General features: G+C 64.4%; 11 protein-coding genes and 1 tRNA gene. 7 read left to right on the forward strand and 5 right to left on the reverse strand.

The features are described 5' to 3' along the window. Window positions 1-40 precede the first annotated feature (40 nt). The 7 genes from NUH88_RS19060 (at window position 41) to NUH88_RS19090 (ending at window position 6,676) form a co-directional block, all read left to right on the forward strand. Window positions 41-1,084 carry a rod shape-determining protein gene (locus NUH88_RS19060; protein ID WP_193171299.1) on the forward strand — a complete coding sequence of 348 codons (1,044 nt, stop codon included), beginning with the start codon at window positions 41-43 and terminating at the stop codon, window positions 1,082-1,084. Between the two features lie 50 nt (window positions 1,085-1,134). Further along, window positions 1,135-2,076 carry a rod shape-determining protein MreC gene (gene mreC, locus NUH88_RS19065; protein WP_257768178.1) on the forward strand — a complete coding sequence of 314 codons (942 nt, stop codon included), beginning with the start codon at window positions 1,135-1,137 and terminating at the stop codon, window positions 2,074-2,076. Continuing rightward, window positions 2,073-2,582, forward strand: a complete 510-nt coding sequence (gene mreD, locus NUH88_RS19070; protein WP_257768179.1) for a rod shape-determining protein MreD — start codon at window positions 2,073-2,075, stop codon at window positions 2,580-2,582. The genes mreC and mreD overlap by 4 nt, the downstream gene beginning before the upstream one ends. A gap of 7 nt (window positions 2,583-2,589) precedes the next feature. Continuing rightward, a complete protein-coding gene (gene mrdA / locus NUH88_RS19075) occupies window positions 2,590-4,596 on the forward strand; it encodes a penicillin-binding protein 2 (RefSeq protein ID WP_257768181.1) in 2,007 nt (668 codons plus the stop codon). A gap of 3 nt (window positions 4,597-4,599) precedes the next feature. Continuing rightward, on the forward strand, window positions 4,600-5,763 hold the full coding sequence (gene rodA / locus NUH88_RS19080; protein WP_257768183.1) for a rod shape-determining protein RodA: 1,164 nt from the start codon (window positions 4,600-4,602) through the stop codon (window positions 5,761-5,763). A 159-nt stretch (window positions 5,764-5,922) separates the two neighbouring features. Next, window positions 5,923-6,480 carry a hypothetical protein gene (locus tag NUH88_RS19085; RefSeq protein WP_257768184.1) on the forward strand — a complete coding sequence of 186 codons (558 nt, stop codon included), beginning with the start codon at window positions 5,923-5,925 and terminating at the stop codon, window positions 6,478-6,480. Window positions 6,481-6,600: 120 nt separating this feature from the next. Continuing rightward, window positions 6,601-6,676 (forward strand) — tRNA-Lys (locus tag NUH88_RS19090). Between the two features lie 32 nt (window positions 6,677-6,708). Here NUH88_RS19090 and cysG read toward each other — a convergent pair. The 5 genes from cysG to NUH88_RS19115 are packed head-to-tail and all read right to left on the reverse strand — an operon-like array spanning window position 6,709 to window position 14,059. Then, on the reverse strand, window positions 6,709-8,181 hold the full coding sequence (gene cysG / locus NUH88_RS19095) for a siroheme synthase CysG (protein ID WP_257768187.1): 1,473 nt from the start codon (window positions 8,179-8,181) through the stop codon (window positions 6,709-6,711). Continuing rightward, window positions 8,156-10,813: a nitrate reductase gene (locus NUH88_RS19100; RefSeq protein ID WP_257768189.1), complete on the reverse strand. Its 2,658-nt coding sequence runs from the start codon at window positions 10,811-10,813 to the stop codon at window positions 8,156-8,158. The genes cysG and NUH88_RS19100 overlap by 26 nt, the downstream gene beginning before the upstream one ends. A gap of 5 nt (window positions 10,814-10,818) precedes the next feature. Continuing rightward, window positions 10,819-11,172, reverse strand: coding sequence for a nitrite reductase small subunit NirD (gene nirD, locus NUH88_RS19105; protein ID WP_257768192.1), 354 nt, complete (start codon window positions 11,170-11,172; stop codon window positions 10,819-10,821). Further along, window positions 11,169-13,616: a nitrite reductase large subunit NirB gene (nirB, locus tag NUH88_RS19110; RefSeq protein WP_257768194.1), complete on the reverse strand. Its 2,448-nt coding sequence runs from the start codon at window positions 13,614-13,616 to the stop codon at window positions 11,169-11,171. Before nirB ends, nirD begins: the two co-directional genes overlap by 4 nt. After that, a complete protein-coding gene (locus NUH88_RS19115; RefSeq protein ID WP_257768196.1) occupies window positions 13,616-14,059 on the reverse strand; it encodes a globin family protein in 444 nt (147 codons plus the stop codon). The genes nirB and NUH88_RS19115 overlap by 1 nt, the downstream gene beginning before the upstream one ends. Window positions 14,060-14,075: the final 16 nt, after the last annotated feature.

The raw sequence follows: 14,075 nt of genomic DNA on the forward strand, positions 1-14,075 counted from the left end.
TTGAACCGACTTTGAACGCGCGCGACCGGGCTGAACACACATGTTTTTTGCAAATCTCCTTGGCATGCTCTCCGCCGACATGGCGATCGACCTCGGGACCGCGAACACGCTGGTCTATGTGAAGGGACGTGGCATCGTCCTGAACGAACCCTCGGTGGTCGCCATCGCTACCGTGCGGGGCAAGAAACAGGTGCTCGCCGTCGGCGACGAGGCGAAACAGATGCTGGGCCGTACCCCCGGCAACATCCAGGCGATCCGGCCTCTGCGCGACGGCGTCATCGCTGACTTCGAAGTCGCCGAGGAAATGATCAAGCACTTCATTCGCAAGGTGCACAACCGGCGTAGCTTCGCCAGCCCGCAGGTCATTGTCTGCGTGCCCTCCGGCTCCACCGCCGTCGAGCGCCGCGCGATCCAGGAAAGTGCCGAGAGCGCGGGCGCCCGCCGGGTGTTCCTGATCGAGGAGCCGATGGCCGCCGCGATCGGCGCCAACCTGCCCGTGACCGAGCCGACCGGCTCCATGGTTGTCGATATCGGCGGAGGCACCACCGAGGTCGCCGTGCTTTCGCTCGGCGGTATCGTCTATTCCCGGTCCGTGCGCGTCGGCGGCGACAAGATGGACGAGGCGATCATCGCCTATATCCGCCGCAACCATAACCTCCTCGTTGGTGAAGGCAGCGCCGAGCGGATCAAGAAGGAAATCGGCTCCGCCTTCCCGCCGGAAGACGGTGTCGGCAAGACCCTTGAGATCAAGGGTCGCGATCTGATGAACGGCGTGCCGAAGGAACTTGTGATCGATCAGAGCCAGGTCGCCGAGAGCCTCGCCGAGCCGGTCAGCCAGATCATCGAGGCGGTCAAGGTCGCTCTCGAGCAGACCCCGCCGGAACTCGCGGCCGACATCGTCGACAAGGGCATCGTGCTCACCGGCGGCGGCGCGCTGCTCGGCAATCTCGATTACGTGCTGCGGCATTCGACAGGTCTGCCGGTCTCCATCGCGGACGATCCGCTCTCCTGTGTCGCGCTTGGCACCGGACGCTGCCTTGAGGAAATGAAGGTTCTGCGCAACGTTCTCATCGGTGCCTACTGAGGGTCGGGACCGTGGGAACTGCGGCTGCGTAGGAAGGGGCAGGCAAGAAAATGGGGCGTAGACCGGCATCCTTTTCCCGTGTCGCCCAGCCCGTGCGCACCCTCTGGCAGCGCTTCGCATTCACTGTCCTCGTGCTTGCCGCATTCGGCCTGATGCTGCTTGGCAAGGCCGACATCGTGATGGTGAAGCGTCTACAGGTCGCCGCGGTCGACGCAATGACGCCGATCGTCGAAGCGCTTTCCCATCCCGCCGCCGCTGTTTCGAAGGGAGTGGAAGCAATTGCCTCCCTGCGCGACCTGCATGCCGAGAACGAGCGTCTCCGGGAGGAGAATAGCCGCCTGAAGCAATGGCAGCATGTCGCCAATCTTCTGGAGAGCGAAAACAAGACCCTGAAGCGCTTGACCCGTCATGTGGGCCCGCCGCCGGCAAGCTATATCTCCGCGCGTATCATCGCCGAGGCGGGGGGCGCCTTTGTGCGCAGCGCCCTGCTGAATGTAGGCCGCCGCAACGGTGTGCGCCGGGGGCAGGCGGTGATATCCGAGGACGGTCTGGCCGGCACCATTGTCGAAGTCGGCGAACTGCACGCCCGCATGCTTCTGGTGACCGACCTTAACGCGCAGATCCCGGTCCTGCTTGGCGCGGCGCGCGATCCCGGCATCATGGTCGGCGACAACACCAATCTCGCCCGCATCCTCTATCTGCCGCAGAACAGTGTGGCCTCGCCCGGAGACCTGGTCATCAGTTCCGGTCATGGAGGCATGATACCGGCAGGCATTCCCGTGGGTACGGTCTCCTCGGTCACGGAGTCCGGCATCAAGGTCAAGCCGGTCGTCGATTGGACCCATCTCGAGTTTGTGCGCGTCGTCGACTATCGCATGCAGGGAGTCATCCCGGGGCCGATGGATCCGCCTCCTTTCACCGTGCTTGCGCCGGATCCGGAGCCCAGCCTGGTCGAGCGTCTCGGCGTCAGCCGCGGAAAGACCGCCCCATGAAGTCCGCTTTCGTCCAAAGAATGGATCTTTGGGCGCGCCACCTGATGCCTGCTGCGACGACGCTGTTTCTCGTTCTGCTGAGCGCGGTCCCGCTCGGCATTCCGGGATACGCGCAGGTCGCGCCGTCGCTGACGCTGATGTCGGTGTTCTACTGGGCGGTCTACCGTCCGGACCTGATGCCGCCGTCGCTGGTGTTCCTGGTCGGGCTCGCGGAAGATCTGCTAAACGGGTATCCGTTCGGCCTGACCGCGATTGTCTTCCTCGGGGTCTACGGGATTACCGGTACCCAGCGGCCCACCTTCCTCAGCAAACCCTTCTTCATCGTGTGGGGCGGTTTCGTGGTGATCTCATTCGGCGCCTTCCTGCTCGGATGGATGTTGATGTCGGTTTTCACCCTCTCCTGGATATTCCCGGACACGGTGCTTTTCCGTTTCGGTCTGACGGCGACCCTGTTCCCGGCGGCGGCGTGGATCTTCGTTCGCATCCACCGGTATCTGGTGCGATGATAGAGCGATGAAGAACCCCAAGGATCAGGATACCAAACGGGCCTTCACCCGCCGCTCGCTGCTTCTCGGCGCCGGCCAGCTTGGCCTTGTCGGGGCGCTTGGCGCGCGACTCTATTATCTGCAGGTCGTCGAGGCGGAGCGGTACCGCACGCTGTCGGAAGAAAACCAGTTCAACCTCGAACTTCTGCCGCCGACCCGCGGCCTGATCCTCGACCGGAACGGCATCGAGATCGCGGCCAACGAGGATAATTTCCGCGTCGACCTGGTTCCCGAACAGACGAGTGACGTGCGGGCGACGATCGATGCGCTGCGTCAGATCGTCCATGTCGACGACTGGAACATAAAGCGCGTCCTGAAAGAGGTCTCGCGCAAACGCAGCTTCGTGCCGGTGACTGTGGTCGAGAACCTCACCCGCGAGGATATCAGCCGGGTCGCCGTCAACGCGCCCTACCTGCCGGGCGTCCGGATCGAGGAGGGGCGCTCGCGCTTCTACCCATACGGCTCCAGCGCGGTGAACGTGACCGGCTATGTCGCGGCGGTGTCCGACAGCGAGCTGACCGGCGATCCCGTACTGGAACTCCCCGACTTCCGTATCGGCAAGAGCGGCGTCGAGAAGCTGTATGACGAGAAGATGCGCGGCTCGGCCGGACGGCGGCAGGTGGAAGTGAACGCGCTCGGCCGGATCATTCGCAAGTTGCCGGGCGACGAGGGGCAGCCGGGCCAGAACATCCGGCTCACTCTTGACATGTCGCTGCAGGCCTACGCCCATGACCGTCTGGCTCTTGGGACCTCCGAGCGGGTGCCGATCGCGGATATCCGCGTGCAGGAGGCGCTCGCCCGTCAGGGGGTGCCGAAGCGCTATCTGGAGAACGAGGACGGTACCGTCTTTCTCGACAAGGACGGCAGCATCGTCCCGGGCGAGAGCGGCGGCGCGGTCGTCATGGATGTCCATACCGGCGAGATCCATGCGCTGGTCTCGACACCCGGTTTCGACCCGAACAATTTCAACAAGGGACTGAGCGCGCGCGACTGGGAGGACCTGCTCTCCAATCCGCGTCACCCGATGACGAACAAGGCCATTGCGGGAACCTACCCGCCTGGCTCGACCTTCAAGATGGTCGTTGCGCTGGCGGCTCTGGAGGCCGGCGTGGCGGGGCCGGAGACGCGGGTCTTCTGCAACGGTCACATGGATCTCGGAAATGCCCGGTTCCATTGCTGGAAGCGGTGGGGACACGGCCATATGGATGTCGTGTCCGCGCTGGAACAGAGCTGCGACGTCTATTTCTACGAGGTGGCGAAGCGTGTCGGGATCGACCGGATCGCGGATATGGCACGCCGTTTCGGGCTCGGCGAGAGTCTCGAGATCGAACTGCCGGGCGAGCGCAGTGGTCTGATTCCCACGAAGGAATGGAAGCTCGCGGTCATCGGCGAGCGCTGGCAGAAGGGGGAAACCCTGGTGACCGGCATCGGACAGGGCTTCGTGCTTGCCACCCCGTTGCAGCTCGCGGTGATGACCTCGCGAATGGTCAATGGCGGATACGCCGTGAAACCCTCTCTGGTGCGCAAGCCCGACGGAGCCGGCGAGGCGCCGGCGAAGCTCAATGTTTCGCGCTCCCATCTTTCCTACGTCCTGGAAGGCATGCGCCGGGTCGTAAACGGACAGCGCGGCACGGCCCGCAAGGCGCAGATCCCGGGTGCCGATTTCGAGGTCGGCGGGAAGACCGGAACGGCCCAGGTGCGCCGGATCACCAAAGCCGAGCGCGCCGCTGGCGTCATCGACAACGAGGACTTGCCCTGGCACCGGCGGGATCACGGTCTCTTTGTCGGTTATGCGCCGGCCAAGGCGCCACGCTACGCGGTGGCAGTCGTCCTTGAGCATGGTGGCGGCAGCAAGTACGCGGTCCCGGTCGCGCGGGATATCCTCGCCCGGGCGATGGAGCGGGACGGACTGAAATCCTCGGAGGCGGACCCGGTCCAGATCCTGCCCGACGGCGATCAGACGGAGCGGGGATAGGCGATGGCGATCGGAATGCCGTCCAGCTCACTCAATCCGCCGGAGCTGACTCTGGGGAGCAAGCTGCAGCAGATCAACTGGGGTCTGATCCTCCTGCTGGTGCTGATCTCCTCGGTCGGCTTCGCGATGCTCTATTCGGCGGCGAACGGCAGCTGGACGCCGTGGGCCGTGCGGCAGGCGATCCGCTTCGGGGTCGGACTGGTGATCACGCTTGGCATCGCGCTGATCGATATCCGCTTCCTGCTGCGCTGGTCTTATCTCTTCTACTTCCTTTCCCTCGGCCTGCTTGGCGTGGTCGAGATTGCGGGCGAGATCGGCATGGGCGCGCAGCGCTGGATCGATCTCGGTTTCTTCCGCCTGCAGCCCTCGGAACTGATGAAACTCGCGCTGGTGCTAGCGCTGGCACGCTATTTCCATCACCTGACCTATGAGGAGGTCGGGCGGATCCGCAGCCTGTTCGTGCCGCTCTTTCTCGTCTTCGCGCCGGCCGTTCTGGTGCTGCGGCAGCCCGACCTCGGCACGGCGGGCATGATCATTCTCGGCGGCGGCGCGATCTTCTTCCTCGCAGGCGTCCGGATGTGGAAGTTCATCACCGTGCTGGTGCTCGGCCTCTCGGCGATCCCGGTCGGCTGGCAGTTCCTGCATACCTACCAGAAGAACCGCATCCTCACCTTCATCAATCCGGAGAACGATCCGCTGGGGGCGGGGTACCATATCCTGCAATCCAAGATCGCCCTCGGCTCCGGAGGTCTCTTCGGCAAGGGCTTCCTGCAGGGCTCGCAGAGCCACCTGAACTTCCTGCCGGAGAAGCAGACCGACTTCATCTTCACCATGCTCGCGGAGGAAATGGGCCTCGCGGGCGCCGTGTTCCTGCTGCTGCTTTATGTGCTCGCCCTCGGTTACGGCTTCGCCATCGCGCTGCGCAGTTCGAGCCAGTTCGGCCGCTTGCTGGCGCTCGGCACGACGACGACGCTGTTCCTCTATGTCTTCATCAATATAGCCATGGTGATGGGGCTTATCCCGGTGGTCGGCGTGCCGCTGCCACTGATCTCATACGGTGGCACCGCGATGCTCACGGCGATGATCGGCTTCGGCCTGATTATCAACTGCTACGTACACCGCGACGTGGAAATCGGCCGGCAAGGCCTCGAGGATCACCAAAGCTGAATCCCCGGTGTTCCCTTCGGTGCGCTGCGGTTTCCCCTGAGCCTTTTCGAAACCGGGATTGATGGACTTTTAGGCGATTTTAGGGGTAAACTTTTCCGGCTGAGATCCTGCCTATGCCGCGCCATTGTCGCGGCTCGGCGAACAGAATGAGCGGTGCGCGTGGACAAACTCGAACGGAAGAGCCTCAAGATTCTCGCCGACTCGACGCGTGAGAGTCACGGCGACAGCGATCTTACCCGTAATCTCGAAGCTGCCGCCAAAACCGGAAACCGCGATCACTACGATCGGGCCAGGGACACTTTCGAATCCCTGCCGCCGGAACAGAAACGCACCATCGGCGCCGGCGCGGTGTCGCAGGCCGAAACCGTCAAGGTCAAGATGAAGCGCCGCAAGGCGGCCGCCAAGCCCGCGCCGCAGCCGGAAGATCCGGGCGCGGTCAGTGTCGACTGGCTGCTCGGCAAGAGCGAAGAGGGGCCGAAGGCGCCGCCGAAGACGGAAGCCAAGTACCGCGACCGCAAGAAGACCGAGCCGACCCAGCAGGCCGCGCTCCCGGACGAGGAGGAGGGCGGCTGGAACTGGAAGGCGCTGCCGGACGATCCTCTCTACAAGAAGAACGGGGCAAAGGATCCGTTGCAGGAACTGCGCGAGCAGATGCTGGGCTCCGGCCAGGGCACGACCTGGCGCCGCTCCCTGCCGTCCGGCGAGCAGCCGAAGTAAGCGGAAACACCGTCACTTGCGTACAGTCGCGGCAGGCCTTCCGGGGCTGTCGAAAAACCGTCACCGAAGGCTTGCAATCCGGAACGCGCTCCGGTATCAATCCGCTCCTTCGATACGGGCGGGCGCATAGCTCAGTTGGTAGAGCAGCTGACTCTTAATCAGCGGGTCCAAGGTTCGAGTCCTTGTGCGCCCACCACTTTCCGCCAAATTCAAGACAACCGCATCGCTCTAGGCGAAGCGTAGAGCTTTGCCGGCGGCCGGGCTTTGCAGGCCATGTTCCGAGGTGGAACGCGCCTGTGAGAAGACCGCTCCGATACCGATCAGGACCGGCCGTTCGTAACCCGTGAGCCTGATCCCTTCCGCCAGATCCGCCAGCGACCCGATCCAGCGCTGCTCTTCCGGCCGACTGACGTCCCTTACGATGGCGGCCGGCGTCTCGGGCGCGAGGCCCGAGGCCAGCAGCCGCTCGGCAATGCGGCCGGCGGTACGGCCGCCCATATAGAACAGGGTCGTGGTTGAAGGATCCGCTAGTCCATTCCAGTCGAGATATTCCGGCAGGCCGCCATTGCGGGAATGGCCGGTGACAAAGCGAACCGACTGCGCGCTATCCCTGTGGGTGAGGGAAACGCCGAAAGCCGAGGCCAGGGCGGCACCCGCGGTAATGCCGGGAACGACGGAGACAGCAATGCCTGCGCGCTCCAGCACCGCGATTTCCTCACCTGCGCGGCCGAAGATCATCGGGTCGCCGGATTTCAGGCGCACGACGTGTTTGCCCTGGCTGGCCAGTTTCACCATCAGGGCGTTGATATCTTCCTGGCGGCAGGAAGTCCGTCCTCCACGCTTGCCGACCAGCATGCGCCGTGCTTCCCGGCGGGCCATCTCGAGCACCTCGTTGGAGACCAGGTCGTCGAACAGGATCACGTCGGCGGATTGCAGCGCCCGCACCGCCTTCATCGTGATGAGGTCCGGATCGCCGGGCCCGGCACCGACCAAAGTCACGCGTCCCGCGGGCGTTTGTGCGGCAGAAGCCGCGACAGCGTCCTGTTCGGCATCGTCCGAGCCCGGCAGCCGGCCGGAGAAGGCCCGGTCCACGAAACGCTCCCAGGCCGCGCGGCGTCCGCCGCCCGGAGCGAAACGCGCCATGACGTCCCCGCGGATGCGTTCCGCGGTTCGCCCCCAGGCCGCCAAGGCGCGGGGGAGCACCGTTTCGATCCGCCGCCGCACGGCCTGGCCGAGGATCGGCGCGGCGCCGCTGGTGGAGATCCCGACTACGACCGGCGAGCGGTTCACGATGGAACCGAACTGGACCTGGCAGTAGTCCGGGCGGTCGATCACGTTGGTGATGCAGCCGGCTCCGGTGCCCGCTCTAAAGAAGAGTGCCGCCTCCTCGTCGCTTTCCGCATCGCAGATCGCGAAGGTCATGCCCGTCAGGTCCTCCTCGCGCCAGTCGCGGGAGACATGCATGATCCGCCCGGCCGCGAGGTCAGTCGCGAATAGTTCGCGCATTTCGGAGGAGAGCATGCCGGCGAAGACCGTGACCCACGCGCCGCTCGCCGCCAGCAACTCGGCTTTCCAGGCGGCGGCTTCGCTGCCGCCGGCGACCAGGACGGGCTTTTCCTGCAGATTGCAGAAGATCGGCAGGACCGATAGCGGTTCCATCCGGGCAGGGCGGCGGTCAGCCGGCTTTCTGTCGGTGCGCATGATCGATGATCCTCTGGATTTCACCGCGGCAGGAACCGCAATTTGTGCCGGCGGAAAGACATTCGCCGACCTCTTCCACGGTCGCCGCCGTGCCGTCGCCGATAGCCGTGGCAATCCGGTTGAAGCCGACGCCGAAGCAGGAACAGACGATTGCCCCTTCCTCGACCTCGCCGGCGCCCGGCCGCCCCGCCAGGGTATGGAGACGGTCCTGCGGGCGTTCGAAAACGGTGGTGAGCAGTCCGGCCGCCCAGTTTCGCGAGGCCGGGACCGGTTCCGGGGCAACGAACAGGGCGCCGATGAGCCGGGAGCCCTCGAACGCGGCGAAACGGCGCTGCCCGCTCCGCGCGTCGACAAAGGACAGAATCTGCTGCTCTCCGGACATTCCGAAGAGGGCGCGCGTATAACTTTGCCAGTCCTCCGGAGCACGCTCGCCGGCAAGTTCTAGGCGCCATCCTCCTTCCGCCGCCGCGAGCGCCCAGTAGTCGGCATCGGCGGCCGGGCGGTCACGCAGGACCGCGAACCCGTACCATGCAGCCCGAACCGGCGTAACGGTGACCGGTGCGCTCTTCGCGGCCGGTTGTCCCGAGACAGGATCGGTGTCCGGGCGAATGACGGCGCCGATACGGCCTTTGCTGGAGAGCTGCCCGGTCCAGTGCATCGGTGCGAAGAGGCTGCCCCGGGCCACACGGTCCGAACGGAACACGCGTAGCAGCGCGCTTCCGAATGGGGAGTCGATGCGTGCCAGTCCGGCCTCTTCGAGGCCGACCGCATCCGCGTCCGCGGGATGGATCTGCAGGAACGGTTCGGCGATATGCCGGGAAAGCCGCGGCGATTTGCCGGTCCGGGTCATGGTGTGCCAGTGATCCCGTACGCGGCCGGTATTCAGACGGAAGGAGCCGTCCAGCGGCATTTTCCGTTCCGGCGGCCGAACCGGCAGCATCCGGGCACGGCCGTCCGCGGTGGTGAAGCCGCCATTGACGAATTGCCGCCCGGTTGCTCCATCTTCAAGCGGCCATTGCACCGGCGCCATCGCCTCGTAATCCTCTGCCGCGATGTCCCTATGCTCCGCCAGCGAGAAGACACGGTCGCCGTCGTTGCGGAAGGCCGAGAGGCGCGCATGTTCCCGATAGATTTCGGTGGGCGAGCGATGGGGGAACGCCTCCGCGAAGCCCATCCGCCGCGCTACCTCATTGACGATCCACCAGTCGTGACGGGCGTCTCCGGGTGCCGGGAGAAACGGGCGCTGACGGGAGATCCGGCGTTCGGAGTTGGTCACGGTACCGTCCTTCTCGCCCCAGGCGGTAGCCGGAAGCAGGACATTGGCATGGCGGGTCGTGTCGGTCTCCGACATCACGTCGCTGACCACGACGAAGGGGCAATCGGCCAGCGCCTTTTCGACAAGGTCGGCATTCGGAAGGCTGTCCGCAGGGTTCGTCGCCATCACCCAGAGCGCCTTGATCCGGCCGTCGGCCACCGCGTCGAACAATTCGACGGCCTTCAGACCCGGCCGCTCCGCCACCCGGTCGCTCTGCCAGAATTCGCCGACAATCGCCCGCGCTTCCGGGTCGCCGAGATCCATATGGGCCGCCAGCTGGTTGGCGAGCCCGCCGACCTCCCGTCCGCCCATCGCGTTCGGCTGTCCTGTGACGGAGAACGGACCGGCTCCCGGACGTCCGATCCGGCCGGTCGCAAGGTGGCAATTGATGATCGCATTCACCTTGTCCGTACCGGAGGCGGACTGGTTCACGCCCTGGCTGTAGACGGTGACGACGCGATCCGTCATCGCGAAGGAACTGTAGAAGTCCTCGATCTCCCGGGCCGGAAGTCCGGTTGCGCCGGCAACGGCCTCCACCGTCCATTCCGACGCCGATCCCAGCGCGTCGTCGAAGCCGGAGGTGTGACGGGCGATATAGTCGCGGTTGATGGCGCCGCATTCGAAGAGGAAACGAAGCAGTCCGTTGAACAATGCCGCGTCGCTGTCGCCGTCAAGCGCAAGATGCAGGTCGGCGGACTCTCCGGTCACGGTCCGTCGCGGATCGATTACGACGATTTTCATTCCGGGGCGCCGTTCGCGCGCTGCCATCACCCTCTGGAACAGGACCGGGTGGCACCAGGCAAGATTGGAGCCGACGAGGACGAGCAGGTCGGCTTCTTCCAGGTCCTCGTAGGTTCCGGGAACGATGTCTTCGCCGAAGGCCCGCTTGTGCCCGGCCACCGAAGACGCCATGCAGAGACGTGAGTTGGTATCGATGTTCGCCGAACCGATGAACCCTTTCATCAGCTTGTTGGCGACGTAGTAATCTTCCGTCAGAAGCTGGCCGGAAACATAGAAGGCGACGGAGTCGGGACCATGCTCGGCGATCGTCTCGGAAAACCGGCTCGCGACGAGCTCCAGGGCTTCGTCCCATGAAGCGCGCGTGCCGCCGATCTCCGGATGCAGCAGCCGCCCCTCCAGATCTACCGTTTCTCCCAAGGCGCTGCCTTTGGAGCAGAGGCGGCCGTAGTTCGCCGGGTGATCCGGGTCGCCCTCGATCCGGACCGTGCCGTCCTGCAGCCTGGTTGCGAGCACGCCGCATCCGACCCCGCAATAGGGGCAGGTCGTCCGGACCGTCGCTCCGCTCCGCTCCTTCACCGGCGCTACTCTGACGGCGCGGCGAGCGAGACGGAAACGAGTCCGTTCTCGTCAGTGCGGACGGCGTAGGTTCGCACGCACCCCTGATCGGTGCCCATGGCGCTGCCGCTCTGCAGATCGATGACCCAGTTGTGCAGCGGGCAGGTCACAGAGCCGTCATGCACAATCCCCTGGCTGAGCGGCCCGCCCTTGTGCGGACACTTATCGTCGATCGCATAGACCTTATCGTTCTGGGTGCGGAACACAGCGATCGGCCCGCGCGGCAGAATGATCTGACGTGCGCCCCTGCGAGGGATCTCGGACAGACGCCCGACCGTGAACCAGTGCTCGGATTCCATTTTCATCACCATGTCGTTCATTCCGCGGCCTCCCGGGCTGCGATCCGGTTCAGCGGGGTAAACTCATGGGAGTCCGTCCCGGCGACCCGCTCCGCCCATGGATCTCTTTGTGCGAAACGTTGCGAGTAGAGAAACTTCTCGAACAGGGCGGTACGCCGTGCCTCGTCCTCGACCACCTGCTCCCGGATCGCGTCCAGACCGACCCGGTCCATCCATTTGTAGATCCGCTCCAAGTAACGTCCCTGCTCGCGATAGAGCTGGGTGATGGCCGCACAATATTCGAGCGCTTCTTCCTCCGTCGGGACGGTGCACAGCAGCTCCGTTCCCTTGACGTGCATGCCCGCGGCGCCGCCGACATGGATTTCGTAACCGGAATCCACGCAGACCACGCCAATATCCTTGCAGGTCGCCTCGGCGCAGTTACGGGGACATCCCGAGACCGCCAGCTTGACCTTGTGCGGCGTCCAGGATCCCCAGAGCATCTTCTCCAGCTTGACGCCCAATCCGGTGGAGTCCTGGGTGCCGAAGCGGCACCAATCGGTTCCGACACAGGTCTTTACCGTGCGCAAACCCTTGGCGTAGGCATGGCCAGAGACCATCCCGGCGGCATTCAAATCTGCCCAGACCGCCGGGAGGTTCTCCTTGGGCACTCCCAATAGATCGATGCGTTGTCCCCCCGTCACTTTCACCGTCGGGATGCCGAACTTGTCGACAACGTCCGCGATGGCCCGCAGTTCGGCCGAGCTGGTCATGCCGCCCCACATCCGGGGAACCACGGAATAAGTGCCGTCCTTCTGGATATTTGCGTGCACCCGCTCGTTGATGAAACGGGATTGGTAGTCGTCCTGGTATTCACCCGGCCAGTCGGCGATGAGGTAGAAATTCAGTGCCGGTCTGCACTTGGCGCAGCCGCAGGAGGTCTTCCACTCCAGCTCCTGCATGACCGCCGGGATCGATTTCAGCTCCTTGGCGACGATCAGGCGCCGGACGTCGTCATGGCCGAGATCGGTGCAGCCGCACATCGGCTGCACGGCACCGGGTGTGAAACCTTCGCCGAGGGTGAGGGACATGAGCTGCTCGACCAGACCGGTACAGGAACCGCAGGAGGCGGAGGCCTTGGTCCGGGCGCGCACACCGTCGATCGATGTCAGTCCGTGCTCAGTGATCGCGCCGACGATGGACGATTTGCAAACGCCGTTACAGCCGCAGATTTCCGCATCATCCGGCAAGGCTGCAACGGCCGCCGTAGGGTCCAGCGGAGACCCTCCCGCATAATTCTGGCCGAAGATCAGCGTTTCGCGCATCTCGCCGATCGGCGTCTCGTCCTTCATCAGCTGGAAGAACCAGGCGCCGTCCCGCGTATCGCCGTAAAGCACGATACCGATCAGCTTATCGTCGCGTACCACGAGGCGCTTGTAGATGCCGCCCGCGGCATCGCGGAGCACGATCTCCTCCCGGTCCTTACCCTCGGCGAAGTCGCCGGCGGAGAACAGATCGATCCCGGTGACCTTGAGGCGGGTCGAGGTGACGGAGCCTTCATATCCGGCTTCCTTATCGAGCAGACGCTCGGCGACCACCTTCGCCATCTCGTAGAGCGGGGCGACCAGGCCGTAGCAATGGCCGCGATGCTCGACGCATTCCCCAACCGCGAAAATGTCGGGATCCGAAGTCTGCATCGCATCGTCGACGACGATGCCGCGGTTGACCTCAAGGCCGGCTTCCTTGGCGAGACCGGCATTGGGACGGATGCCGACGGCCATCACGACGATATCGGCCGGTATCTCGGTGCCATCGTCCAGACGGACGGCTTCGACCTTGCCGTCGCCGACAATCTCGTGCGTGTTGGCACCGGTCACCACCTTGATGCCGCGTGCTTCTATTGCTCTCTCGAGCAGGTATCCGGCGGCGGTATCGAGCTGACGTTCCATCAGGGTCGGCATCAGATGCAGGACGGTGACGTCCATGCCCCGTTCCTTCAGGCCTGCCGCAGCCTCGAGGCCTAGCAGGCCGCCACCGATCACAACGGCCGAGCCGCCTTTCTCAGCGGCTGCGAGCATCGCTTCGACATCGTCGAGATCGCGATAGGCAAGAACGCCTTCGAGATCCTTGCCCGGCACCGGAATGATGAAGGGCGCGGACCCGGTCGCGATGAGCAGCTTGTCATAGGCGGCGACGGAGCCGTCGGCCCCGGTGACTGTCTTCCCCGCGCAATCGATCGCCGTGACCTTGCAGCCTTTTTTCAGCGTAATGCCGTGCTTCTCGTACCAGGCATCGTCGTGAATCAGGATGTCCTGGTAGGTCTTCTCTCCGGAAAGCACCGGAGACAGCATGATGCGGTCGTAATTGACCCGCGGCTCGGCGTTGAAGATCGTGATCTCGTAGGCTTCCGGCGCCTGATCCAGCAGCCGTTCGAGGGCCCGTCCGGGGGCCATCCCATTGCCGATGACGACAAGTTTCTTGCTCACTAGGCAACTCCCATAACAGCGTTCGGGGCGGTTCTGTATGCCGCTTCGATCATCACTTCGGACAGCAAGCCGTAGGCACTCGCCCAGGCCTGTTCGACTTCCGGGGCGAAGTCGTCGCCGAGCCCCTTCTCGAGGGTCCAGAGCAACGCGGACCCGACCGGTGCATAATGCTCCTCCGTCACGCCGTAGCCGACATGCCGCTGCGCCAGTTTCCGGGCGACGGGTACGACCGTTTCGAGCGCTCCGAGACCGGCAACGACCATGGCGAGGGTGGCCATCAGCTTCGCGCCCTGTTCCTTCAGGTCGCTCTTGAAAAGAGCACGGACCTCCGGCGCGACTTCGAATAGCCGGCCGTAGAACAGCTCCGCCGCCGGCTCCTTGATCGGAGCGACCTTGGCGAAACTCTTCTGGATCAAAGTGACCTGTTCTGATGTCAGGCTCATGCAATCTCTCCTATTC

Source organism: Nisaea acidiphila (assembly GCF_024662015.1).
GTDB classification, from domain to species: Bacteria; Pseudomonadota; Alphaproteobacteria; order Thalassobaculales; family Thalassobaculaceae; genus Nisaea; species Nisaea acidiphila.